The organism is Bacillus sp. NMTD17 (assembly GCF_002998735.1).
In the GTDB taxonomy this organism is placed as follows: Bacteria; Bacillota; Bacilli; order Bacillales; family Bacillaceae; genus Bacillus.
The window spans coordinates 363,049-388,267 of sequence record NZ_PVRH01000001.1 but is presented as its reverse complement, the minus strand read 5'-3'; the positions used below and the strand labels follow the sequence as shown (position 1 = coordinate 388,267).

General features: G+C 42.3%; 28 protein-coding genes. 2 read left to right on the top strand and 26 right to left on the bottom strand.

Annotated features, from left to right (window positions below):
- Positions 1 to 118 precede the first annotated feature (118 nt).
- The 15 genes from atpE to prfA form a co-directional block, all read right to left on the bottom strand.
- Positions 119 to 331 (bottom strand): F0F1 ATP synthase subunit C, encoded by a 213-nt coding sequence (atpE, locus tag C6347_RS01960; RefSeq protein WP_003214968.1) that lies wholly within the window; start codon positions 329 to 331, stop codon positions 119 to 121.
- A 48-nt stretch (positions 332 to 379) separates the two neighbouring features.
- Positions 380 to 1,114, bottom strand: coding sequence for a F0F1 ATP synthase subunit A (gene atpB / locus C6347_RS01955; protein ID WP_003215198.1), 735 nt, complete (start codon positions 1,112 to 1,114; stop codon positions 380 to 382).
- Between the two features lie 7 nt (positions 1,115 to 1,121).
- Positions 1,122 to 1,505, bottom strand: coding sequence for an ATP synthase subunit I (locus C6347_RS01950; RefSeq protein ID WP_024423731.1), 384 nt, complete (start codon positions 1,503 to 1,505; stop codon positions 1,122 to 1,124).
- A 496-nt stretch (positions 1,506 to 2,001) separates the two neighbouring features.
- Complete coding sequence (gene upp / locus C6347_RS01945) at positions 2,002 to 2,631, bottom strand: uracil phosphoribosyltransferase (protein WP_003214553.1); 630 nt, start codon at positions 2,629 to 2,631, stop codon at positions 2,002 to 2,004.
- A 147-nt stretch (positions 2,632 to 2,778) separates the two neighbouring features.
- On the bottom strand, positions 2,779 to 4,026 hold the full coding sequence (gene glyA / locus C6347_RS01940; protein WP_034660289.1) for a serine hydroxymethyltransferase: 1,248 nt from the start codon (positions 4,024 to 4,026) through the stop codon (positions 2,779 to 2,781).
- Positions 4,027 to 4,203: 177 nt separating this feature from the next.
- Positions 4,204 to 4,743, bottom strand: coding sequence for a TIGR01440 family protein (locus tag C6347_RS01935; RefSeq protein ID WP_058013477.1), 540 nt, complete (start codon positions 4,741 to 4,743; stop codon positions 4,204 to 4,206).
- A gap of 12 nt (positions 4,744 to 4,755) precedes the next feature.
- A complete protein-coding gene (gene rpiB / locus C6347_RS01930) occupies positions 4,756 to 5,205 on the bottom strand; it encodes a ribose 5-phosphate isomerase B (RefSeq protein WP_003214714.1) in 450 nt (149 codons plus the stop codon).
- A 140-nt stretch (positions 5,206 to 5,345) separates the two neighbouring features.
- Positions 5,346 to 5,804, bottom strand: a complete 459-nt coding sequence (locus tag C6347_RS01925) for a low molecular weight protein arginine phosphatase (RefSeq protein WP_060597488.1) — start codon at positions 5,802 to 5,804, stop codon at positions 5,346 to 5,348.
- Between the two features lie 63 nt (positions 5,805 to 5,867).
- Positions 5,868 to 6,422: a manganese efflux pump MntP gene (locus tag C6347_RS01920; protein ID WP_034660292.1), complete on the bottom strand. Its 555-nt coding sequence runs from the start codon at positions 6,420 to 6,422 to the stop codon at positions 5,868 to 5,870.
- A gap of 60 nt (positions 6,423 to 6,482) precedes the next feature.
- On the bottom strand, positions 6,483 to 7,535 hold the full coding sequence (locus C6347_RS01915; RefSeq protein WP_106071341.1) for an L-threonylcarbamoyladenylate synthase: 1,053 nt from the start codon (positions 7,533 to 7,535) through the stop codon (positions 6,483 to 6,485).
- A gap of 161 nt (positions 7,536 to 7,696) precedes the next feature.
- Complete coding sequence (locus C6347_RS01910) at positions 7,697 to 8,140, bottom strand: GNAT family N-acetyltransferase (RefSeq protein WP_034660294.1); 444 nt, start codon at positions 8,138 to 8,140, stop codon at positions 7,697 to 7,699.
- Positions 8,141 to 8,203: 63 nt separating this feature from the next.
- Positions 8,204 to 8,860 (bottom strand): stage II sporulation protein R, encoded by a 657-nt coding sequence (spoIIR, locus tag C6347_RS01905; protein ID WP_034660295.1) that lies wholly within the window; start codon positions 8,858 to 8,860, stop codon positions 8,204 to 8,206.
- Between the two features lie 119 nt (positions 8,861 to 8,979).
- On the bottom strand, positions 8,980 to 9,459 hold the full coding sequence (locus tag C6347_RS01900; protein WP_034660296.1) for a hypothetical protein: 480 nt from the start codon (positions 9,457 to 9,459) through the stop codon (positions 8,980 to 8,982).
- Positions 9,460 to 9,601: 142 nt separating this feature from the next.
- On the bottom strand, positions 9,602 to 10,486 hold the full coding sequence (gene prmC / locus C6347_RS01895) for a peptide chain release factor N(5)-glutamine methyltransferase (protein WP_106038973.1): 885 nt from the start codon (positions 10,484 to 10,486) through the stop codon (positions 9,602 to 9,604).
- On the bottom strand, positions 10,476 to 11,543 hold the full coding sequence (prfA, locus tag C6347_RS01890) for a peptide chain release factor 1 (RefSeq protein ID WP_034660298.1): 1,068 nt from the start codon (positions 11,541 to 11,543) through the stop codon (positions 10,476 to 10,478). Before prfA ends, prmC begins: the two co-directional genes overlap by 11 nt.
- A gap of 210 nt (positions 11,544 to 11,753) precedes the next feature.
- Between prfA and racA the strand changes: the two genes are divergently transcribed.
- Positions 11,754 to 12,302: a chromosome-anchoring protein RacA gene (gene racA / locus C6347_RS01885; RefSeq protein ID WP_060597491.1), complete on the top strand. Its 549-nt coding sequence runs from the start codon at positions 11,754 to 11,756 to the stop codon at positions 12,300 to 12,302.
- 34 nt (positions 12,303 to 12,336) lie between these two features.
- Here the strand turns inward: racA and C6347_RS01880 are convergent, their stop codons facing one another.
- The 10 genes from C6347_RS01880 to C6347_RS01835 all read right to left on the bottom strand — a co-directional run bounded on the left by C6347_RS01880 (position 12,337) and on the right by C6347_RS01835 (position 22,730).
- Entirely contained in the window at positions 12,337 to 13,293 is a 957-nt protein-coding gene (locus C6347_RS01880) for an AEC family transporter (protein WP_060597492.1), read from the bottom strand.
- A 91-nt stretch (positions 13,294 to 13,384) separates the two neighbouring features.
- Positions 13,385 to 15,085, bottom strand: a complete 1,701-nt coding sequence (malS, locus tag C6347_RS01875; RefSeq protein ID WP_106048104.1) for an oxaloacetate-decarboxylating malate dehydrogenase — start codon at positions 15,083 to 15,085, stop codon at positions 13,385 to 13,387.
- Positions 15,086 to 15,364: 279 nt separating this feature from the next.
- The gene (locus tag C6347_RS01870) at positions 15,365 to 15,967 is read right to left on the bottom strand and encodes a thymidine kinase (RefSeq protein WP_003214626.1); all 603 of its coding nucleotides are present in this window, start codon (positions 15,965 to 15,967) and stop codon (positions 15,365 to 15,367) included.
- Between the two features lie 87 nt (positions 15,968 to 16,054).
- Positions 16,055 to 16,255 carry a 50S ribosomal protein L31 gene (rpmE, locus tag C6347_RS01865; RefSeq protein WP_003215407.1) on the bottom strand — a complete coding sequence of 67 codons (201 nt, stop codon included), beginning with the start codon at positions 16,253 to 16,255 and terminating at the stop codon, positions 16,055 to 16,057.
- A gap of 130 nt (positions 16,256 to 16,385) precedes the next feature.
- A complete protein-coding gene (rho, locus tag C6347_RS01860) occupies positions 16,386 to 17,669 on the bottom strand; it encodes a transcription termination factor Rho (RefSeq protein WP_003215202.1) in 1,284 nt (427 codons plus the stop codon).
- A gap of 364 nt (positions 17,670 to 18,033) precedes the next feature.
- Entirely contained in the window at positions 18,034 to 18,999 is a 966-nt protein-coding gene (gene glpX / locus C6347_RS01855; protein ID WP_012011567.1) for a class II fructose-bisphosphatase, read from the bottom strand.
- A 32-nt stretch (positions 19,000 to 19,031) separates the two neighbouring features.
- On the bottom strand, positions 19,032 to 20,321 hold the full coding sequence (locus C6347_RS01850; protein ID WP_034660302.1) for a UDP-N-acetylglucosamine 1-carboxyvinyltransferase: 1,290 nt from the start codon (positions 20,319 to 20,321) through the stop codon (positions 19,032 to 19,034).
- A 247-nt stretch (positions 20,322 to 20,568) separates the two neighbouring features.
- Positions 20,569 to 21,207 carry a fructose-6-phosphate aldolase gene (fsa, locus tag C6347_RS01845; RefSeq protein ID WP_034660303.1) on the bottom strand — a complete coding sequence of 213 codons (639 nt, stop codon included), beginning with the start codon at positions 21,205 to 21,207 and terminating at the stop codon, positions 20,569 to 20,571.
- Positions 21,208 to 21,319: 112 nt separating this feature from the next.
- The gene (locus tag C6347_RS01840; protein ID WP_034660304.1) at positions 21,320 to 22,177 is read right to left on the bottom strand and encodes a class II fructose-bisphosphate aldolase; all 858 of its coding nucleotides are present in this window, start codon (positions 22,175 to 22,177) and stop codon (positions 21,320 to 21,322) included.
- A gap of 178 nt (positions 22,178 to 22,355) precedes the next feature.
- Entirely contained in the window at positions 22,356 to 22,730 is a 375-nt protein-coding gene (locus tag C6347_RS01835; protein WP_003214681.1) for a response regulator, read from the bottom strand.
- 180 nt (positions 22,731 to 22,910) lie between these two features.
- Between C6347_RS01835 and C6347_RS01830 the strand changes: the two genes are divergently transcribed.
- Complete coding sequence (locus C6347_RS01830) at positions 22,911 to 23,441, top strand: DUF2529 domain-containing protein (RefSeq protein ID WP_106071340.1); 531 nt, start codon at positions 22,911 to 22,913, stop codon at positions 23,439 to 23,441.
- Positions 23,442 to 23,481: 40 nt separating this feature from the next.
- On the opposite strand, the gene pyrG is transcribed toward C6347_RS01830, so the two are convergent.
- A complete protein-coding gene (pyrG, locus tag C6347_RS01825; RefSeq protein ID WP_003215143.1) occupies positions 23,482 to 25,089 on the bottom strand; it encodes a glutamine hydrolyzing CTP synthase in 1,608 nt (535 codons plus the stop codon).
- Positions 25,090 to 25,219 lie beyond the last annotated feature (130 nt).

Genomic DNA, 25,219 nt, shown 5'->3' with positions numbered 1-25,219 from the left:
AGTACGGCAACTCCCTTCTTTAAATAATATGTTAAGAAACAAAACATAAAGGAATGGCGAAGTTTCGAACTAATCTGATCTTCGCCATTAAAATTCATATTAGAACGCTTCTCACATATTAACCAAAGAATGCCAAGAATGCGATAACGACAGCGATAATTGGAAGTGCCTCAACTAAAGCGACCCCGATGAACATAAGTGTTCTTAGTTCTCTACCAGCTTCTGGCTGACGAGCGATTCCTTCAACTGTTTTAGATACGATTAGACCGTTACCAATACCTGCTCCTAGTGCTCCCAAACCGATTGCAATTGCTGCTGCTATTAAATTCATTAAAAAGCTCCTCCTTTAAAATAACGTCCTTTTTGGACTCTCAATTTTTTAGTGTTCATCGCTGACTTTATGGGAAATGTACACCATTGTCAGCATGGTGAAGATAAATGCTTGGATTGTTCCGACAAACAAACTGAATGCCTGCCATACAATCATCGGCACGATGGCACCTAATGTACCAACGATACCAAGTGCAATGTTTTGCGTGTAGAAATTGGTCGCAAGTCCTGCAAGCAAACCAAGAAGAATCTCTCCAGCAAAAATGTTTCCATAAAGACGCAAACCAAGTGTTAGCGTGTTTGCAAATTCTTCAATAAGTTTCAATGGTACTAAAAGCGGAATTGGTCTGAAGTAGTCTTTCGTATATTCCTTGACTCCTTTTGCCTTGACACCGTAGTAATGTGTCAATCCCATGACCATAATCGCTAGTGTCATTGTGATTGCAGGGTCTGCTGTTGGTGATTTCCACCACAAGTTGTGATCGACCGTAATCGAGAATGGCAGTCCAAGCATGTTTGAAACAAATATGTACATGAGTAATGTAACGCCAAGCGCTAGAAATGGGGCTCCTGTTTTCATGTCCATCGAACTACCTATGATATTTCGAACAAAATCAACAATCCATTCCATGAAGTTCTGCGCCTTTGTCGGACGAATAGACAGAACACGAGTAGTCAGCACCGCTATGAGAAGAACGATGATACTAGCAATCGTAATCATGAGAACATTGGATAAGTTGAACGTTAACCCTAAAAATTCTGTAGTTTTTGAACTGTGACCCAAAGAGTATTCACCTCTCTTCCATAGTAGAACGTTTAAGTTGAATGAAGGAATCTATCATAATGACAGGATATATTGTCATTAATCCTATAACAACACCTGCCAGATGAACTTCATTAGGGTAACGCCAAGCAATCGCTACTGCGAGAATTGCGTTGGCCCACCTGGCTGTACTTCCCATTGAACGAATGGATTTTCCTTTTTTAACCGCTCGATCAAAAGCGTGCATTCTCCGTATAAGTAGGAATAAATTAAAGAAAGCAAAAATTGTGCCGATAATGAAACCAAGAAACAGTGGTTTAAAACCAGGCATGGCATAGCCAAACACAAAAATTGCCAATAGATAGAACATATATTTACTCTGTCTGCGGAAAATCGCGTTTGGATCGTTCATTCATCTGACTCCCGATGAAAAATATTGTAAAAAAGGTGATAAATGGTGATGAAAACTGCGTAGAAGACGCTTATGATAAGCAGTCCTGTTCGAAAAAAATCAATCACCCATCGGTCTAATTGCACAATCAGACTTGAAATCTAAAGATCTATGGGATGTTGCTTCATTCGCTGATACAAACCCTGATAATTAAAGGGTTCACAATGAGGATTAGTAGAGTGCTATAGGCTATGAAAACCTTACCATAATACCCTCGTTTAGCATACAATAGCGTCTATGATGTGTCAATCCGTTGAAAGTTAAAAAACTTTTCTATAGTGATAGAGCACACAAAATGTTCACAATTTCATCAAACTTTAGGAGACACGTGACATTCATTGAAAAAAACAGCTAATGTTCAGTATACATTGATTTTTCTAAGAACGATATCAACCGTTTGTCATATATTTCAAAAAGCCCACATGCACGTTTGCATGTGGGCTTTTATTAAAACATGTTATTTCGTTCCATACATACGGTCACCAGCATCACCAAGACCTGGGATAATGTAGCCTTTTTCGTTCAATTTCTCATCTAATGCTGCAATGTAGATATCAACATCAGGATGATGCTTTTGCATTTCTTCTACACCTTCAGGGGCAGCAATCAGACACATGAAGCGAATGTTTTTCGCCCCGCGTTTTTTCAAGCTGTTCAATGCTTCGACTGCTGAACCGCCAGTTGCAAGCATTGGATCTACTACGATAAATTCACGCTCTTCCACATCAGATGGAAGCTTCACATAATATTCAACAGGCTTTAATGTTTTCGGATCACGGTATAAACCGACATGTCCCACTTTAGCAGCTGGAATGAGTTTCAAAATCCCGTCCACCATTCCAAGACCTGCTCTTAAAATTGGCACAACACCGAGTTTCTTCCCTGAGATCACGTTTGATTTGGCTACTTGTACAGGTGTTTCTACATCTACCTCTTCAAGCGGTAAGTCTCTTGTGATTTCAAATGCCATTAATGTTGCGACTTCATCCACTAGCTCTCTAAATTCTTTTGTTCCTGTATGAACGTCACGAATATATGTAAGTTTGTGCTGAATAAGCGGGTGATCAAATACATAAACCTTTGCCATTGCTTGCTACAACTCCTTTTCTGTCATCTTCCGGTGAACTTTGCACACTTCCTACAATTCTACATAAAAAGACGTCATCTTTCAATATGATTCGCAAATCCTACAAAAAAAACCCACATGCCAATAATAGGCAAATGGGTCTGCTTTTTAATAATCTAATTCGTTATATAGAGGGAAGCGGGCAGTTAGATCAGATACACGCTTTTTCGCTTCTTCTAATTTCGCTTCATCTTCATGATGTTTTAGAGCAAGCGCAATAATGGAACCGACTTCTTTCATCGCCTCTTGATCGAAACCGCGGCTTGTCACTGCTGCTGTACCAACACGTACACCACTTGTGACAAAAGGTTTTTCTGGATCATAAGGAATCGCATTTTTGTTCACTGTAATACCGATTTCATCAAGAACATTTTCTGCAATTTTTCCTGTGATGCCAAGAGAACGCAAGTCGATGAGAACAAGATGGTTATCCGTTCCACCAGATACAAGCTGAATATTTTCAGATAACAGGGTTTCAGCTAGCTGCTTTGCATTATCAATGACGTTTTGTGCATATGTTTTGAAATCTCCGTTCAATACTTCACCGAAAGAAACAGCTTTTGCAGAGATGACATGCATCAGTGGTCCACCTTGAATACCAGGGAAGATCGATTTGTCGATCTTTTTACCAAACTCTTCACGGCATAGGATCATTCCGCCGCGAGGTCCACGCAATGTTTTGTGAGTTGTCGTTGTCACAAAATCTGCATATGGAACTGGATTTGGATGAAGACCTACTGCAACAAGACCCGCAATGTGAGCCATGTCGACCATAAAGTAAGCACCGACTTCATCCGCAATCTCACGGAACTTTTTGAAATCAATTTGACGTGGGTATGCACTTGCACCCGCTACAATTAGCTTTGGCTTATGTTCACGTGCTTTTTCAAGTACATCTTGGTAGTCGATATGCTGCGTTTCTTTATCGACACCATATTCTACAAAGTTGTACTGTACACCACTAAAGTTGACAGGGCTTCCGTGCGTTAAATGCCCGCCATGTGATAAGTTCATACCTAGCACTGTATCGCCATGCTCAAGAATGGTAAAGTATACGGCCATATTCGCTTGAGCACCTGAGTGAGGCTGTACGTTCACATACTCAGCACCAAAAATTTCTTTTGCGCGGTCACGTGCGATATCTTCTACAACGTCTACATGTTCACAGCCGCCATAGTAGCGTTTACCAGGGTAGCCCTCTGCATATTTGTTTGTTAATACAGAGCCCTGTGCTTCCATGACTGCTTCGCTTACAAAGTTTTCTGATGCAATTAATTCAATTTTGTCCTGCTGGCGTTTCCGCTCTAGTTGAATTGCCTTGAATACTTGTGCGTCTTGCTCAGGTAAATGTTTCATCAGCGAAATCCTCTCCAATCTATTTCCATTCGATGTTTTCACCATCTCATTGTACACGGTTTTTGAGTGAAATGTAAAAGTTTTTTTGGGAAATCGCCTTCTTTTTTTGCGAAAAACCGAATATTCAAGCGGTGAAGCGTCTTCATCATTCAACATTATATTAGAAATATATCTAAGCTATGATCTTGTATAAACCGCTCGTTCTCCGCCAATCAGCTTCGGACGCGTTTTCGCAAACGTCACATGTGCATGTCCTAATTGATGACGACTGAGGCGAACAGGTACAGCGACTCTCTTTAGATGCATCCCAATCAATGTATCACCGATATCGATTCCAGCATGCGCCTCGATGGATTCAACTAACACAGGATGTTCCATGTGCTGATACGCATGAGCCGCCATCGAACCACCCGCCTTTCGGACAGGTACTGCCGCTACAATCTCTAGGTTAAGCCGGAAAGCCACTTCTTCTTCCACAACAAGAGCACGATTCAGATGCTCACAGCACTGGAAAGCGAGCTCAATGCCAGTCTCTCGTCTCAGCTGATCCAATTCTTGATAGATAGACGCAGCAATTTGCTCACTTCCTGCTGTACCAATATGCTCGCCAGCCACTTCCGATGTACTGCAGCCGATGACTAAAATTTGTCCAGCACGCAGTTCGACCATTTGATGAAACTCTTTTAACATTTCAAGCCAATCTTGACCAATGTTCATGTTAAGCGCTCCTTATAGGTGCTTTTCTTCGTAATCAGCGATTTTACCAATCCGCACAGCATGTCGTCCTGCCGTAAATTCTGTTGTCAGCCAAATGTGCGCAATCTCACGTGCTAATCCAGGTCCAATAACTCGCTCTCCCATCGCAAGGACGTTTGTATCATTATGTTCTCTAGTCGCTTTCGCACTAAATGTATCATGCGCCAGCGCACAGCGAATTCCTTTCACTTTGTTTGCTGAGATGCTCATACCGATGCCTGTCCCGCAAATTAAAATGCCGCGGTCGACTTCTCCGTTTGCCACCATATTAGCTACAGGAAAAGCATAATCTGGGTAGTCTACAGAACCTGATCCACATTCACAACCCATATCAATGTATTCAATCTTCAATTCATCCATCAGTTGTTTGATTTCTTCACGAATATTCGTTCCGCCGTGATCGGATGCAATGGCTACTTTCATCGGGCAATTCCTCCTAAGGGTGAGTTGATCTGTCATGCCTTACATTTATTCTTTATTTATAGTTATATTTTAACCTCTGCCTAGTCATTTGCAAACAAAAGCAGAAAAACCGTTGACGCAACGGTTTTACAGGTTGTCCATTATGAGGATGTCTGATCTTTTTTCAATCTCTCAGCCAGTTGAAAGAGCAATGCTTCAAGTTCATCACGTGTTTCCTGATAAACAGACAGACTTCCTCCAAACGGATCGGATACATCGCCTTCTGTTCCTGTCGCAAATTCCTTTAGAGTGAAGATCTTGTCTTTTGCATGCGCATATTGCTCCACAATCAACTGTTTATGCTGCATGGTCATGGTGAAGACGTAATCTGCTTCTCGCAGAAGATCCTCTGTCAGTTTTGATGAAGAATGGTTCAGTGGAATGCTTTTCTCAAATAATGCTTCGACCGCTTGAGGAGAAGCCTTCCCAGCATCTAAGGCAAAAATGCCCGCTGATTTAACAGTGACCTCTAAACCTTTATCATGTGCAATTGAAGCAAAAAGGGCTTGAGCCATAGGACTTCTGCATGTATTTCCCGTACAAACAAATAAGATTTTCATCTTTCGCCCTCCTTTTCTTCTATTATATAGCATTTCATTCTACATGTTATGTAAGGAGACTGACTAGAGCGGAAATAATAATTTGATACCAAAGGCTAGTAAAATGATTCCGCCAAGCGCCCCGCTATATGATCCAACCCATGATCGAACCTGTTTACCGAGTAATAATCCAAGCCATGTGAGGATCATACTAAAAAAACCAAACAATAAAATGGTCATCCACACGTGAGAACCGTAAATTCCGAGACTTAAACCAACGGAAAAACTGTCTAAGCTGACACTTGTTGCAAAAAGAACGAGACCAGCCCCAACAGGTGCGATAAATGGTTTATCCTCTTTGCGAATAGACGCAACGATCATTTGCAGCCCGAGCACCAAAAGCAGCGCCCCGCCGATATAGGTGGCAAGGAGACCGAGCCAGCCTGATAGGAGCTGACCTGTCAGCATACCAAAAAGCGGCATAAACATATGAAATATCCCAATGACAAGTCCAATATAAATGATCTGGCGGAACCTCAGCTGAACCATCCCCATGCCAAGTCCAACCGAAAAAGCATCCATTCCCAGTGCAAAAGCCATGATGCTGAGCGTCAGCAATTCGCCAGCTAGTTCGTACATGTAAATCCCCCTTGGACACGCATTCTCCTTTAACCTATGTTTGTCCAAGAAGGGTTAGAACTATTTGAACGAAGAGAGGGTACGCCCTCCTGCCGCTTTTTGCAGACGGTTCATGATCGCTGAACCCACTCCCTGCTCTGAAAAGGCTTCTGAAATAATGACATCTACATCTGTCTCATCAAATTGTCTCAGTACACGATATAAGTTTGCCGCAATCGTTTCAGGTTTCCCTCTCCATCCACAGCTGAAAACAACATCTGCCGCAAACAACGATTTCTTTTCTTCTGTTGTCAGCACGCCCACTTTTAGACCTCCTGCCTGGTATGTTTGAATGTGATGCTGCATCTCTTCATCACTTCCAGAAAAAAGATACATTTGAGCTTCAGGTGCATAGTGTGTGTATTTCATTCCTGGCGATACAGGCGCTTCGTCCTTTTTTGTCAGCCCCGGGTCGACACTGACCGCTCCAACTACCTCTTCTAAAGCTTCTTTTGTAATCCCGCCAGGCCTTAAGATCACTGGAAACTCGTCGACACAGGATACAACCGTTGACTCAACGCCAATTCCAGTTGAACCGCCATCGACAATTCCAGCGATTCTTCCATCGAGATCACTCGCTACATGGTCAGCTTGTGTCGGTGAAGGTTTTCCTGAACGGTTGGCACTTGGTGCGGCAATCGGCAGACCAGCTGCTCGGATGAGCTCAAGCGCAATCGGATGGTCAGGCATTCTCACACCGACCGTGGATAAACCTGCTGTGACCTGCTTTGATAAAGCACCCGGCTTACACGGAAGAACAATGGTTAAAGCGCCCGGCCAAAAGGCTTCCATCAGCGCCTTTGCTTTTTCACTTTCTATTTGCGCAAATTCGTGAAGCTGCTGAACCTCCGCAATGTGGACAATCAATGGATTATCACTTGGACGCCCTTTCGCTTCATATATTTTCATGACAGCTTCTGTCTCTTTCGCATTTGCCCCTAGTCCGTAAACAGTCTCTGTCGGAAAAGCGACCACTTCGTTTTGCTGCAATAACACAGCTGCCTGTTCAATTTGTGGATAGTATGTGGATAAACTCTTTTCTAAATCCACAGACCACCTTTTTGTATTTAACATCATACAAACTCCTTTTAAAAAAGATAAAACTGTTGATATATCTCAATTATCCTTTTGAAAGTATAAAAGATGATGATCAATAAAACAAGCGTTGTCCACAATTTGTGGATAACGCTTGTTTAACAGTGGATAAGTATGTGTATAAGTCCAGTATGTTGTGATTAACTTCCTTTTTTATGAAGAACCACAGCTTGTTCTTTCGCCAATATCTCTTTTGCATGTGCAGATACCCACATGCTTTCTGGAATGTCCTCTAATGGCGTGAAGCCCATCAATGCCAAAAAGTCATGTGAGGAGGAGTGGTTTGCGACGACATAAAAAGTATCCACGCCTATTTTTCCTCCGAGCGTTTGAACACTTTGGAACAAAGACACGATGTGTCCCTGACCTAGTTTATCTGATATGACAAGGGACCGCAGCAAGCCCTCTTGTTCACTAAGCTGTTCAAGACCTAAACACCCCGCCAGCTGACCGTCCGCATCTTCCATGACAACAAATGTCGTACGCTCTGCAAGCGTGACGCCGCCTTTCGCTTGTCCCTTTTCAAGAAAAGCATTGATCGCTGGGGCATCTTCTTCTGTGGCTATTCTTAATTGATAATACATGCTTTCACCTCTTTTTGATCTCTTACTTCAACTCTATGAGGCAAAAACAGATTTATACCTTTTTTAGGAGAAAAGACTAGAGACCCATTCGAATAAAAAGAATTTCACTTCACCGGTCTCTTCTTTCTCTTCTTTCACCACTTCATTAACAGACTCATCTGTTTGCTGCGCTGTCACTTGGTTATCCTCATCCCCCTCTGGCGATGCGATGGCTTCTCCATTTGAAAAATCGATAAAGCAGAGCGGCGGGAATAACACACACCACCAATTGGCTCCATCCCCTTCTCCAAGTGTAATTAAAATGGCTTCATATTCCCCTGCAGGATAGACGAAATTCCCATATAGCTTTGTTGGAAATGAGGCTTTTTGAAAGCTGACTGAGACGGATTGATCAATGTGCTGTTCCTTCAATTTCGCTTTGGCAATACGATTGATTTCTGGCAGCTTGGTCCGAATTACACGTCTTGCTTCTTCAATGGACGTGAGGTCTTTAACCCACTCTGTCATATTGGCATTGACCTCGTCACGAATGCTTCTTTTCACATCCTGATCCGCTGAACGATCGCTATTTGCTAAAATGCGTAAGCGGATCGCTTCGTCTGGTATTACAACAGGCTGATTTGCAGAAGCAGCCGCTGTCTCCTCCCTTCCAAGGTTTGCAAAAGCTCCGCATAATAATAGAAACATATAAAGACAAATCATCATTTTACTTTTAAACATGATGTGTTCCCCCCACTTTTTCTCTTCGCTACAAACATTGTGTCCAGGAAACCCATCTCATAAACAGACAAAATGATTTTTTTAATAGATTATAAGTCAAATCAAAAAAAGCCGTCCCATTAAGAACGGCTTTGGAGTGAGGATTGGTAATCGGAAGGGTACAGTCTCCCATCCCAATCTCGGCTGATTTTTAACCCTGATTCTGTTTTGATGACAGTCATTGCTCCTTTTTTCTTGATTTCTTTTTTAACCTTTCCTTTTTGATCAATAAATTGAATCATCATTTCATAGTCAAATTCAATTCTGTCATCGCTTTCATCTGAAGGCGTAAACGTAATTTTCTTCAGCTTAATTTGACAATCTTGATCCTTTGCTGCTTCTAACACGCTCGGGAACATGCTGTCTTGTGTATATTCTTGATATTCATGCTCAGTTAAATAAAACTTCAGCTTCTCCTTCATGTCAGTTAGGTCATCTGTTCGATTCACTGTGTATTGTGCTTTTTTATAGCTTTCTCCAAATGCTGCTGCTTCTTTTTTAAAGCTCGGTTTACCACAAGCACTCACAATCAATAGTACACTGACGATGACCAACACCATCGCATACCTTCTGTTCACACCATTCGCTCCTTCAAAACAAATTTATGTAAAAAAATCATGATCAGAATGTTCATTCTTCTATATATACGTTTCTCTTTTACCATAAGTTTCATCTTTACATAATAAAATAGTCCGACTTTTTTCAGCCGGACTTTCCGTTTTGAATGTGTGCGCAAACAGCTCGGTCTTTCCCGTTTATGTCCTTGACGATGCGGACATCTGCCGCGGGAAATGACTGCAAGAGATGTGCTTTTACATCTTGCCCTTGCGTATGTCCAATTTCAAAGACAACGACCGCCTGCTCATGAAGTACACAGTGAAGATCACGAATGAGACGCTTGTAAAACCACAGACCATCACGTCCATCTGTCAGCGCATTCACCGGCTCATGCTTTGTAACCACCTCTGACAAACTGTCCATTTCTTCTGCTGCAATATAAGGTGGATTGGAAATAAACAGATCCACTTTGATGCCTTGATCCATGATAGGTTCGAGTAAGTCACCTTGTAAAAAATGGACGTCTGCACCAAGCGCTTGTTGATTCCGCTTTGCTACCGCAAGTGCTTCATGTGAAATATCCGTTGCTGTGACAGATAATGTTTCTTTTTCAAGAGCCAGCGTAATCGCAATTGCCCCGCTTCCTGTGCCAACGTCCACTGCTTTGAGCGGCTGATCGTGCGGGAAGACGTCACTCACCAGATTCAGCGCCGCCAAAACGACCTCTTCCGTTTCAGGACGAGGAATGAGAACATGTTTGTTCACCTCGAAGGGACGGCCGTAAAAGAATTCAATACCCGTTAGATGCTGAACAGGCACGCCTTTCTTATGCTGCGTGACAAACTCGCTGAACAACCGATCTTGCTCCTCTGGCAGCAGATCATGAAAACGTGCAAGAAGTTCACTTCTGCTTAGGCCCAGTACATGCATCAAAAGGAGCTCTGCTGCGTTTTGGTCTCTACCGGCTTCCGTTAACAAAGAAGAAGCCCATTTAAGGGCTTCAAAGATGGTTCGCTGATTATTTTGCATTTTGAAGCTTTCTTGCTTGGTCTTCCATAATTAATGCATCTATGACCTCGTCAAGTTTTCCCTCTAAAATTTGATCAAGCTTTTGAATCGTCAATCCGATGCGGTGGTCCGTTACACGGTTTTGCGGGAAATTGTACGTACGGATACGCTCTGAACGATCCCCTGTTCCAACAGCAGATTTACGCGTTTGATCATATTCAGCCTGTGCTTCACGCTGGAATTTATCATAAATTCTCGCACGTAACACTTTCATGGCTTTTTCTTTGTTTTTGATTTGCGACTTCTCATCCTGACAGGATACAACCACACCTGTTGGAAGGTGAGTTAATCGAACAGCAGACATGGTCGTATTGACACTTTGTCCGCCAGGTCCGCTTGATGTGAAAGTATCTACACGGATGTCTTTTTCATGGATATCAATTTCAACTTCTTCAGCCTCAGGCAAGACAGCAACTGTCGCTGTTGATGTATGAATCCGTCCGCCTGATTCTGTTTCCGGAACACGCTGCACGCGGTGTGCGCCGTTTTCAAACTTTAGTTTGGAGTATGCGCCTTTCCCGCTGATCATAAAGATAATCTCTTTATAACCGCCAGTTCCAGTCACGCTCGCTTCCATCACTTCCGTTTTCCAGCCTTGCATTTCAGCATAACGGCTGTACATACGGTAAAGATTTCCAGCAAAAAGCGCGGCCTCTTCTCCTCCCGCTGCACCACGAACCTCCACAATAACGTTTTTGTTGTCATTTGGATCTTTCGGGATCAGCAAGATTTTCAGCTCGTCTTCTAAACGTTCCGTTTCCTCTGTGAGCTCTGAAATTTCTTCTTTGACCATGTCGCGCATCTCGGCATCCAGCTTCTCTTCCAGCATTGCTTTCGCTTCACTTAACTGGTCGTATGCCGCACGATATTGTCTATATACCTCAACAGTTTCTTGAATATCAGATTGTTCCTTCGAATATTCACGAAGCTTCTTAGGGTCGTTCACCACTTCAGGATCACTTAAATATTCATTTAGCTTTTCATAGCGTTCTTCAATTGATTTTAAACGGTCTAACATGGTCTTCACCTCTGTTTTGTGCGTAACAGTCTAATTATAGTATAGCGGGGTATGACAGTCAAAAAAATTTCCAAAACAATTGATTTTCTGCAATTTTTCGCTAGAAAACACGATCTTTGGCGATTGGTTACTTGTTTTGTCTAACGTGAAGGAACAGGTCCTCCTTGAAGAGAATGGTACTTATAATTGAAAAAAGGGAGGGCATTTGGTTTGAATACAAATGAGGTTGCAAAAGAAATTGGTGTTTCTTCAAAAACGATTCAGCGTTGGGTTAAACAGCTCAACATCCCTGTCGCCCGGACTGAACTTGGACATTATGAATTTCATGAAGATATTGTACAGCTGCTCAAAGAAGTCAAACACCAAATGAGTGAAGGTGTGATCCTCCAAGACATTCGACTGCCAATCCACGAGGAAACCGTTCAACAGTTATCACCTGCTGCAGAAACTGATGCCTCCACAAGGCGGATTGAAGCATTAGAAAAGCAAGTGAAACAGCTCATTCAGCAGCAATTGCATGTCACTGATGTAGAAAATCGACTGCAAGAACTCGAACGGAAACTGGCTAAAAAAGCAGATGAAGGTGTATCATACCAGCTGCTTCAGCACCGCAGAGAAATTGAAGATCTCACCACTAAACTTGAGCGTCTTGCCGCGAGCTTGAAACAACCCTCTCAAATAGAAGAAAAAAAGGAAATCACACACCCTGACATCAAAAAAAAGCGTGTGCTCTTCCCTCTGTTTCATTCATTTCGCTAAGAAAGGCTGCCTCATGAGGCAGCCTTCTACTATATTATACGGTAAGTGCAATAATGATCGGTAATGTTATGAGTGACATGATGGCACTGATCACAAATGCGGATGCAGTTTCTGCCTCTTGTTTCTCAAATCGTGTTGCGATCATCGCTGCAACAGCTGAACCTGGGAAGGCAACAAGCAATACAGCTTTTGTAATTTCGTCAGCCGAAAGACCCATAAGAACGGCAATAAGATACATAAGTAGCGGTTGTACAGCTACTTTTAATAGTGCAATACTAAATGCTGGTAAGCTTAGTTTAATTTTTCGAATACCTACAGTGACACCGACTGCGAATAGCGCAACCCCTGATGTCACACTTCCGATTTCCTCTAACATTTCATGTCCGATTTCAGGAAGTTTAAATCCTAAAAGTACAAGAATGATACTTGCTAGCGGTGCAAGTGCAAGCGGCTCTGATAAACCGTGCAAAATCGCTTTTGTTGTCATTTTTAGGAAACTTTCGCCGTCTTTGGCTTTTCCTTTTGTTTTTTCACCGACAGTTGACACAATAATGGCAATTGGATCAAGCAATGCATTTACAACTATTCCGGTAATAGCAATCGGAATTGCAACTTCTTGAGCCCCAAATAAACTGCCCAAGACCGGAATCCCCATAAATGCAAAGGTCGGTTGTGCTGAGTTTAACGAGAAAACAGATGAATCTGTTAAATCATATTTAAAAGCAAATTTCGTAACTAAAAGGATAATGATATAAAAACCAACGATTCCGAAAATCAATGCAATGAAAAATGGAATTTGACTATAGAATTTATCTTTTGGTGTTGACAGAATGCTGGCGATAAAGTGCGCTGGCAAAGCATACTTTGTAACAAGTGTACTTACACCTTTTGCAGATTTAGCGTCATAGCTGCCGAAGTTCCCTGCGAACCAACCCAGCGCGATAACGAAAAAAATCGGTGCTAGGAGGATCAAAATATTTAAAAAGTCCATCTTACTATTCCTCCTTGAATCTTTTACATGTCTCTTATTTTATTGCGGCATTGCTTAGATTACCCGAAACAATGCCGCGTTACACTTTTTATTATGCTCTTACAATTTTTTTATATTCAGGAATCCACATTGCATCTTTCACAGCTTGTTCGATGTTGTCAGGCGTTTTTCTTGCGACACCATCTTCAATAGCTGCTTTCGCTACTTCAACAGCCACATGGATTGACACTTCTTGCAATTTATCAATGCTTGGCAGTAGACCAGCACCTGGTTTCTCATGATCAACCATTTCAGCAATTGCATTCGCAGAAGCGACGAACATGGCTTTTGTGATGATTTTTGATTCTGTTACGATCGAACCAAGACCAAGTCCAGGGAAAACGAACGCATTGTTTGATTGTCCGATTTCATATTCGATTCCGTTATACTCAACGTTTTCGAACGGGCTTCCTGTCGCAATCAGTGCACGGCCGTCTGTCCATTTGAATAGATCCTCTGGCACTGCTTCAGCAAGTGGTGTTGGATTAGACATTGGCATGATCACTGGACGCTCTGTATGAGCTGCCATTTCTTTAATGATTTCTTCAGTGAATGCACCGCCTTGACCTGATGTACCGATAAGGATTGTTGGCTTCGCTTGGCGAACAGTTTCAGCAAATGAGATTTGTCCTTTTTCATCGCGTGCCCAGCCTTCTACTTCAGCAGAAGAACGAAGGTATGGTTTTTGGAAATCAAGCACTTCATCTTCAAATTGATCTGTTAGCAAACCTCTGTAGTCTAATGTCCAGAATGCATTGTTGGCTTCTTCTTCCGTTAGACCTTCAAGGACCATTGCGTCACGCACTTGATCTGCGATTCCGATACCAGCTGATCCAGCTCCGAAAATGACAACACGGTGATCTTTCAATTGAGTACCAGTTTTCTTGACAGCTGCAAGAACACCCGCTAAAGTAATGGCACCAGTACCTTGAATATCATCATTGAACGTTAAGATGTTATCATTGTATTTTTTCATGATGTTACGCGCATTTTTGTTTCCAAGGTCTTCCCAGTGAAGTAAGGCTTTCGGGAAGAATTTAAGCGCTGCTTTTACATAAGCATCAATGAATTCTTCGTATTTTTCACCTTGTACACGTTTGTGATGGTTTCCGATGTATAATGGATCATTCAATAATTTTTCATTGTTTGTGCCAACATCTAATACGACTGGAATTACGCGGCTTGGATCAATACCTGCTGCAGCCGTGTAAACAGCTAATTTACCGATTGCGATGTTGATACCACCAACACCCCAGTCACCAATTCCAAGAATGCTCTCAGAGTCAGTTGCAACGATAAGGTCAATATCTCCTGCTGTTGCATGTAAGTTTTCAAATGCTTTCTCAATGCCGTCAATGTTGTCGATTGAAAGATAGACACCATGAGGTCTTCTGTATTCATGGCTGTATTCTTGAATCGCTTCACCAACAGTTGGTGTGTACACAACAGGAAGCATTTCACGAAGCTTGTCTGTTAGAAGCTTATAGAACAATACTTCGTTACGGTTTTGCAAATCACTTAAGTATACGTTTTGACGAAGACGATCTGGCTGTGCCAGAAATTGCTTGTACGCTCTCTCCGCTTGTTGTTCTAGAGTGAGAACAGTTGGAGGAAGTAAGCCTTCTAGTCCAAGCTCTTGTCTTTCTTCTTCAGAGAAAGCAACGCCTTTGTTCAACGTTGGAATCGATAATACATCTTTACCTGACAAAGTGGTTTCGAGGTACCCTTCTTTTGTTTTCTTCACGTTGTTCATCAAAAACTACCCTCTTTCTAAAATATAAATAAAGTGAACTATTAATTTAAAGAACGATTAAGGAGGAAAATCCTTAATCAAAAAAATTATGACAAGAAATCGAACTTTTCGTTAAAATGCTTTACACTACAGTTAGTCATTTTATGCCTGCTTATGCTAAAACGCAAGCGTTGAAAATTAGATAATTTTTTCGTAGCGTTATTTAATTTATTTAAGTACAAATGATGGGTGTTCAGCCAAAATCTCGAAAAACGAAACACAGCGGCATTTGCTATTTTTTTAATTGTCAAGTGTTGTACCAACGTCAAGTCTTGGTACTTCATGGTGATGTCTGCATCGTGCTTCGTATGATTCCTGCGCACCTACTAAAATAATGGGATCATCATAGGATGCGGGTTTACCGTCGATCAAGCGTTGTGTTCTACTCGCTGGGGAGCCGCATACCGAACAAACTGCTTGAAGTTTTGTTACAAGCTCTGCACATGCCATTAAATGCGGAACAACACCAAATGGCTCTCCTCTGAAATCTTGATCAAGGCCTGCAACAATGACTCGGTAACCTTTATCAGCCAATTGAGTGACAATGTCAATGATTGTCTCATCAAAAAATTGCACCTCATCAATGCCAATGACATCGGTTCTTTCTGATATGTGCGTTATTATGTCTTTTGGTGAGGCTACTGCAATCCCATCGACTGATGAACCGTTATGTGAGACAACTGAGCTTGTACTATATCGGTTATCAATCGCTGGTTTGAATATTTTTACTTCTTGTTTGGCAAAGGTGGCTCTTTTGGCTCTCCGAATCAATTCTTCCGACTTTCCAGAAAACATACTTCCGCAGATGACTTCAAGCCAACCGCTTTGTTTCATCACATACATAAGGTCTTCTCCCCCGTTTTAAAGTTCCATCAATCCACGTAAAAAAACAGGCAAGAACGGATTCCTGCCTGTTTATTGTATCTATTATTACTTAAGACCGTATTTTTTGTTAAAGCGGTCAACACGTCCATCAGCAGAAGCGAATTTTTGACGGCCTGTATAGAAAGGATGGCACTCAGAGCAAATCTCGATGCGTACCTCTTCTTTTACTGATCCAGTTTCAAACTCATTTCCACAAGCGCATTTGACTGTAGCTTTTTTGTAGTTAGGATGAATTCCTGTTTTCATCTACTGTCATCTCCTTCCGCCCTGAATCCAATTCGGAAACAGAGTTAATATCTCAGAATAAATTCTGAAACGCACATGATGAAATTATAACAGTGTGAGTCTATGATTGCAAATGTATTTTTTCAACAAGCTATCTTCTTGATGCAGACATGTTCGCTTGTTTCCATTCTTGCGTTAAAATATCGAAAAATTCTTGGTTTGTCTTTGTTTTTCTCATTTTGCGCATGAACTTCTCAGCAAAGTCAGGTGTATCTGACATCGATTTTCTCATCGCCCATAGACGGTCAAGATGCTCTTTTGGTACAAGCAGTTCTTCTTTTCTCGTACCAGAACGACGAATGTCGATCGCTGGGAAAATTCTTCTTTCTGCAAGAGATCGGTCCAAATGAAGCTCCATGTTCCCCGTTCCCTTAAACTCCTCATAAATCACATCATCCATACGTGATCCCGTATCCACAAGCGCAGTGGCTAAAATCGTCAAGCTTCCTCCTTCTTCAATGTTACGCGCAGCACCAAAGAAGCGTTTTGGACGGTGGAAGGCCGCTGGATCAATACCGCCGGAAAGCGTTCGGCCGCTTGGCGGGATGACAAGGTTGTATGCACGAGCAAGCCTTGTGATGCTGTCCATTAAGATGATGACATCTTTCTTATGTTCAACAAGACGCATGGCACGCTCTAATACAAGCTCTGCTACTTTAATGTGGTTTTCCGGTACTTCGTCAAAGGTTGAACTAACAACATCCCCTGCAACAGAACGTTCGATATCTGTTACTTCCTCCGGGCGTTCGTCTATCAAAAGGACAATCAGCTCTGACTCTGGGTGATTTTCAGAAATGCTGTTGGCAATTTCTTTGAGCAAAATGGTTTTCCCAGCCTTAGGCGGTGCAACAATTAAACCACGCTGCCCAAACCCAACTGGCGCCATCATATCCATAATTCTAGTAGACAGGTGATTAGGCTGTGTTTCAAGAATCATTTGACGATCAGGGAATAGCGGCGTGAGTGCAGGAAAGTGAACACGTTCCTTAGCTGATTCTGGGTCATCCCCATTTACCGCTTCTACATGAAGGAGGCCATAGTAGCGTTCATTCTCTTTTGGAGGTCGTACCTTTCCAGACACCTTATCTCCGTTTCGTAAATCAAAGCGTCTGATTTGTGAAGCTGAAATATAAATGTCTTCAGAACTTGGAGAATAGTTAATTGGTCTTAAGAAACCAAATCCCTCAGACTGAATAATTTCAAGAACCCCTTCCATAAATAAGAGATCCTCTTGCTCAGCGTTCGCCTTTAAGATGGCAAAAATTAATTCTTTTTTTGTTAGTTTGCTGTAATAAGAGATTTTGTATTTTTTTGCTAACTCATACAGCTCTTTTAATTTCATATTTTCCAAAGATGAAATCGAAACATCTTTCAATATGGACACCACACTTTTCTAGTCAATGTATTTCATTACAAATGCATGACCATTGTATTTGATTAGCTTTTAATTCCGTTTTGTTGGAATGACCTCGCTCTCATGGTAACGCTCCCACTCGTTTTATCGTAAAAGATAGGAACAATGTGAAATTGAGCTTTGTCAACATAGAGAAGGATAATGAGTATATCGTCATGATGCGGCAGTATTTAAACTTGTTGAAGCTTAAAAGAAGTAAATTCGCAGAAAATTTCGCAGCACTCTTTAGTTTTACCTCATTTGCAGAGAATATTCAACTTTAAAAAGAAAATGATATACATTTGACACCTATATGAAAAGCGGGTAATGAATACCCGCTTTCAGATTACGGACGAATGACAAGATTCGGTTTTTTCTTTAAGCTGTGTCTGCCGTCTACGAAACGAACTGTACCCGATTTCGCACGCATAACAACACTATGTGTTGTTCCAACAGAGCCTTTGAATTGAACACCTTTTAATAGCTCGCCGTCTGTTACACCAGTCGCTGCAAAAATGGCGTCGTCGCCTTTCACGAGGTCTTCCATTCTTAGGACTTTGCCAACATCCAGCCCCATTTTCTCACAGCGTCTCAGTTCTTCTTCACTTTGAGGAAGAAGCTTTCCGTGGATTTCACCACCAAGTGCCTTTAACGCAACAGCAGAAAGGACACCTTCTGGCGCTCCGCCTGAACCAAATAGAATATCAACACCTGTGTGATCAAATGCTGTATTAATGGCTCCTGCAACGTCACCGTCATCGATCAGTTTAATTCTTGCTCCTGCTTCTCTCAGTTCAGCAATAATTTTCTCATGTCGATCTCTGTTTAAAATCGTTGCAACGACATCTTCAATATCTTTGTTTTTTGCTTTTGCCACAGCGCGAAGATTATCAATGACAGGCGCTTCGATGTCGATGCAGCCTACCGCTTCTGGACCTACTGCGATCTTATCCATGTACATATCAGGTGCATTCAGCAGGTTGCCATGATCTGCAACCGCAATAACAGCTAAGGCATTCCAGCCGCCGCTTGCCACAATATTTGTTCCTTCTAATGGATCAACAGCAACATCCACGCGGGGTCCGTATCCGTTCCCAAGCTTTTCCCCAATATAAAGCATTGGTGCTTCGTCCATTTCTCCCTCGCCAATGACCACTGTTCCTTTCATCGGAATGGTATCAAATACATCACGCATTGCACTTGTTGCAGCATCATCCGCTTCGTCTTTTAATCCTCTTCCCATCCAACGGGCAGATTTTAATGCGGCTGCTTCTGTCACCCGTACTAGTTCCATCGATAAACTTCTTTCCATTTTTGTCCAAATCTCCTCTCACAGTCAAAGCCTTACGAATTTTGAAGTTCTTCTATTTCTTGGTCATTCAGCTTTTCACGCCAGATGGTTGCACCCAAGCCTTCAAGCTTCTTCTCAAGCAAACTATATCCTCTGTCTATATGTTCAAGCCCTGTGATTTCGGTCACACCGTCTGCCATTAACCCTGCAACGACGAGACAAGCACCTGCACGCAGGTCACTTGCTTTGACCTTTGCTCCTTGAAGCTGCGTTTGCCCAGTTATAATGGCAGATCTACCTTCGACCTTCATGTTTGCACCCATTCGACGCAATTCATCAATGTGCTTAAAGCGGGCTGAGTAGATCGTATCTGTGACCACACTCGTGCCTTTCGCCTTTGTTAAGAGCGCCGTCATCGGCTGCTGAAGGTCAGTCGGAAAGCCCGGATACACAAGGGTTTTGATATCGACAGGCTTGAGTCCTTCGTTTCTGCCAACGATCAGCATCTGATCGTTGCTCGTTTCAATGGTGAACCCCATTTCTCTAAGTTTCGCCGTAATTGATTCTAAATGAGTTGGGATCACATTATCAAGAACAACTTCATCTCCCATCGCAGCACCAGCAATTAAAAATGTGCCTGCTTCTATGCGGTCAGGGATGATGGAATGCTTACAGCCATGAAGAGATTCTACACCTTCGATTCGAATCACATCAGTACCCGCACCTTTGATTTTGGCTCCCATGCTTGCAAGCAGTGTCGCTACATCAATAATTTCGGGTTCTTTTGCGGCATTTTCAATCACCGTTTTTCCTTCAGCCAGTACGGCTGCCAGCATGATATTGATGGTCGCACCTACACTGACAACATCAAGGTAAATACGAGCTCCGACTAATTTTTCAGCGCGCAAATAAATCGCACCCTGCTCGTTTGTCACCTCGGCTCCAAGTGCTTCAAAGCCTTTGATATGCTGATCGATCGGCCTAGGTCCTAAGTGACATCCTCCTGGTAGTCCGATGACAGCCTGCTTGAACCTGCCAAGCATGGCTCCCATTAAATAATAGGATGCACGCAGTTTCTTCACCTTTCCATTAGGAAGCGGCATACTGATCATGGAAGAAGGATTGACGATCATTTCACCTTTTTCAAACGTAACCTTTCCGCCAATCTCTTCTAACAGATCTCGTAATGTGTCAATATCTGAAATATGCGGAAGGCCCTCAATGGTTACTGGAGAATCAGCGAGAATCGTGGCAGGAATCAGTGCCACTGCACTATTTTTCGCACCACTAATATGTACGGTCCCGCGCAAAGGGTCACCGCCGGCAATGTTTAACTTTTCCATATTTGTCTCCCTTCTTAAAGAAGATCACTGTTGGAGTTATACTGTTTGTGGATGTCGCGCTTTAAAAGGTCTTGTCCAAAATTTAGCCAATATCAAGAGAAAGAATACAGGTTAAACGAAATTTGTCGGAAGAAAAATAATCGAAGCTTTGCGAGGCTGTGATGTTCTCTTCTTTGCACAAAACATTTCTTAGCGTTTTTAAGGAAAACTGCGGCAAACGGGAGACAATCCCGCCTGCCACAATCACTTATTTATTCCAGTCTGCTAAAAATTGCTCAATGCCTGCATCCGTTAACGGGTGTTTTGTCAGCTGCTTGATGACTTTCAGAGGCATTGTGCCGATATGAGCACCTCTAAGTGCAGCTTCTGTCACGTGCTGCGGGTGACGAATGGATGCAGCAATGATTTGTGTATCTAATCCGTGAACATCAAAAATAGTTTTCACTTCGCTGATGAGATCGAGACCATTTTGGCCAATGTCATCTAAGCGGCCGAGGAATGGAGAGACATACGTTGCACCAGCTCTAGCTGCAAGCAATGCCTGGTTTGCACTAAAAATCAAAGTGACGTTTGTTTTAATACCAAGGTCTGTTAACGCTTTGACAGCTTTAAGGCCATCTGTTGTCATCGGTACTTTGACCGTGATATTTGGTGCGATGGCAGCAAGCTCTTTTCCTTCTTCAATCATTTCTTCTGCTTTGAGGGAAATGACTTCTGCACTGACAGAACCTGATACGACGTCAGTGATTTCGCGAAGACGGTCGTGGAATGATACGTCCTTTTCTTTCGCTACTAAACTAGGGTTTGTTGTCACGCCTGCTAAAATGCCAAGCTCGTGCGCCTCTTTGATGTCTGCGATATTCGCTGTATCTACGAAAAATAACATAACCGTGCCACTCTCCTATTAATAAATTGTCTGAAATGTAAATTTTGATTGCGCTTTCTCAAGATATGGAGAAAACCGCCTGTGACTCAGGCGGCTTTCGGTTCTCATCAAATTATGCTTGGTTAGAAGAACCAAATTCGCGCATTTTGCCGATAACAGTCGCTTTAATTGCGTCACGAGCTGGTCCAAGATATTTACGTGGATCATACTCTTCTGTTTTTGCAGCAAGTGTTTCGCGTACTGCTTTCGCAGAAGCAATTTGGTTTTCAGTGTTTACATTGATTTTTGCTGTACCAAGTGAAATTGAACGCTTGATGTCAGCAGTTGGGATACCTGTTCCGCCGTGAAGAACAAGTGGAAGGCCTGTCATTTTACCGATTTCTTCCATTTCAGCGAAACCAAGGTTTGGTTCACCTTTGTATGGACCATGAACTGAACCTAGTGCAGGTGCAAGGCAGTCAATGCCAGTGCGTTCTACAAGCTCTTGGCATTCTTTTGGATCAGCATAAATAACGCCCTCAGCGATGACGTCGTCTTCTTGTCCGCCAACAGTTCCAAGCTCAGCTTCTACAGATACACCGTGGAAATGTGCAAGCTCAACTACTTTCGCAGTTGTTGCTACGTTCTCATCGAATGGGTGGTGAGAAGCGTCGATCATGACAGAAGTAAATCCTGCATGGATTGCTTTTGCACAAGATTCAAAGCTTGAACCGTGATCTAAATGAATCGCAACAGGAACTGTTACATTATATTCTTCGATTAACGCTTTTACCATTGCGACAACTGTTTTGAAGCCGCCCATGTAGCGTCCTGCCCCTTCAGATACTCCTAAGATAACTGGAGATTTCTCTTCTTCAGCAGCTTGTAAAATCGCTTGCGTGAATTCTAAATTATTTAAGTTAAACTGTCCAACAGCGTAACCTTTTTCCTTTGCGTCTTTCAACATTTCTGTCATTGAAACTAAAGGCATGATGAAAAATCCTCCCTATGTAGCTAATTTGCTTACTAAAAAAAGCTCTCCACCCTAGCATGACCAGAATTTCTCGCCATATGTAAACTTTCAAAGTCAGATCGCTTTCTTCTTCTTATCTAGGATACCAATTATTCGACAAATCGGCAACAGAATGACTCGATTCAATCATTTCCATCTAACCATTTGTTTCGAGCGGCAAGTATTCTTTAACAGCATCTCGGATTTCATCAATATCAAATGGTTTCGCAAAGTGCGTCAATGCACCGAGTTCTTTTGATTCTTGGATCATGTCTAATTCGCCATAGGCTGTCATAATGATGACACGGATGTCTTCATCAATTAATTTCATGCGTTTTAAAATTTCAATACCATCCATTCCGGGAATCTTCATATCAAGCAGGACAAGGTTTGGTCTATGATTTTTCACAATATCTAACGCCTGAAGTCCATTGGCTGCTTGGAAGGTTTGATAGCCTTCTTTATGAAACACTTCATTCAATAATATTCTAATACCGTATTGATCATCGACAATTAAAATTTTCTCATTCATCTGTTACACCCCATTGCTTTCATTTTTCGCCATAAAAAGAGCTGTTGTTAAATAATTCTGTTTGATTTTCACATTTCCTTTATTTATAATAGTTTACTTTACGACATTTTCTGAGCATTTTTCCTAATATTCTCTTTATATTCTATTATAAAATGATCTGACCGAAGGAGGAAATCAGTCTTGTTAAAAATTTTCACGACCCAGTTATCAGGTATTTTTTCACGTATTGGAGAAAAGCAGGCTGAAGCGATCGAGGATGGTGCACGCCTTCTTGCACAAGCCGTTGTCAGTGGACATGCTGTTTATTTTCACGGAAAGAATGAACTGGCTGCTGTAGCCCTAGAGGCAACTGAAAGCAAGGAGCCCTTTCCAGGTGCGAAAGTACTGACGCTTGATCAAACGGAGCTCAGCTTGCTTCATCCAAGTGACAGGGTGCTGCTATTTTATTCAGACCCAGAAGACGAGGATATTCAATCTCTTGTAAAAGAGCTGCACGCTCAAGGTACGCCCATTGTTGGTGTCGGTCCAGCACAAAAGGAGCCGTCCATGATTGAAGAGCATTGTGATGTCCACATTGATTTTCAGCTCAAGAAACCGCTTGTGCCCGCTGATGACGGAACAAGGTTCGGTTATCCTGCTTTAATGACATGCTTATACGTCTACCACGCTCTATCGTTTACTGTGAAAGAAATCGTTGAGGAATATGAATAAAAAAACTGCCGAGAAGATCATATTCTCGGCAGTTTTTGATTTATTTTGATTCAGATGCTTGCAGTGAAGCACCAACGAAATCTCTAAATAATGGCTGTGGTCTTGTCGGTCTTGAGACGAATTCTGGGTGGAACTGAGAAGCAAGGAACCAAGGATGATCCTTCAGCTCGATAATTTCAACAAGACGTCCGTCTGGGCTTGTACCAGAGAAGACAAAGCCTGCGGCTTCCATTTGCTGTCTGAATTCATTATTAAACTCATAGCGATGACGGTGGCGTTCGTAGACCACTTCGTCATTGTATGCAGCAAATGCTTTTGAGTCTTCATTTAATTTACATGGATACAGACCAAGACGAAGTGTTCCGCCTAGATCATCTACATCCTTCTGTTCTGGGAGAAGGTCAATGATTGGGAATGCTGTTTCAGGATCAATTTCCGCTGAATGAGCTCCCTCAAGGCCTAGTACGTTTCTCGCATATTCGATCGACGCAACTTGCATTCCTAAGCAGATTCCGAAGAATGGCACTTTGTTTTCACGGGCATATTGTGTAGCAATGATTTTCCCTTCCACTCCGCGGTCTCCGAAGCCTCCAGGAACGATGATGCCGTCTACATCTTGCGCGAAATCAGCCATATTTTCTGCTGTCACTTCTTCTGCATTGATCCATTTGATTTGAACGTCTGCATCAAATGCATAACCAGCATGGCGAAGTGATTCAACGACAGAAATGTATGCATCTTGCAGTTCAACATATTTTCCTACTAGACCAATTGTGACTTGTTTTGAGAGATTTTGTACTTTATCGACTAGCGCTGTCCACTCCGTCATGTCTGCATCTTGGCAGTCAAGTTTCATATGTTCACAAACAAGCTTGTCTAGTCCTTGTTTTTGTAAATCAAGCGGAATAGAGTACAGCGTGTCTGCATCCTGACATTCGATAACAGCTTTTGTATCAATATCACAGAATAACGCAATTTTGTCCTTCATGTCTTGGGTCATTGGCATTTCAGTTCTGACCACAATAACGTTTGGCTGGATACCAAGGCTGCGAAGTTCTTTTACACTATGCTGTGTTGGTTTTGTTTTCAGTTCACCTGCTGCTCGGATGTAAGGAACAAGGGTACAATGAATGTACATCACGTTTTCACGGCCAATGTCACTCTTCATTTGACGAATCGCTTCAAGGAAAGGAAGGGATTCGATGTCTCCTACTGTTCCACCGATTTCTGTAATAACCACATCTGCACCTGTTTCTTTTCCGGCACGGTACACGCGGTCTTTGATTTCATTTGTAATATGGGGAATAACCTGTACGGTTCCGCCTAAATAGTCGCCTCGGCGCTCTTTCTTCAGAACAGTAGAGTAGATTTTACCAGTTGTGACGTTGCTGTACTTATTTAAGTTAATATCAATGAAGCGCTCGTAGTGACCTAAGTCAAGGTCTGTTTCAGCACCGTCATCTGTGACGAAGACCTCACCGTGCTGATATGGACTCATCGTCCCTGGGTCTACGTTGATATACGGATCGAATTTTTGAATGGTGACATCCATCCCTCTATTTTTCAGAAGGCGGCCTAACGATGCAGCCGTGATCCCTTTTCCAAGTGAGGAAACAACTCCTCCTGTTACAAAAATATACTTTGTCATTTCGTATGCTCCTCTCTTTTTTACCCTTGCATGACTAGACATGCACAGCTTCATCCTTTTTAGAGTGTATCCCTAAATCTCTTGAAAAATAAGAAAGCTCCCTTTCAAATAAATGAAAGGGAGCGTAAAT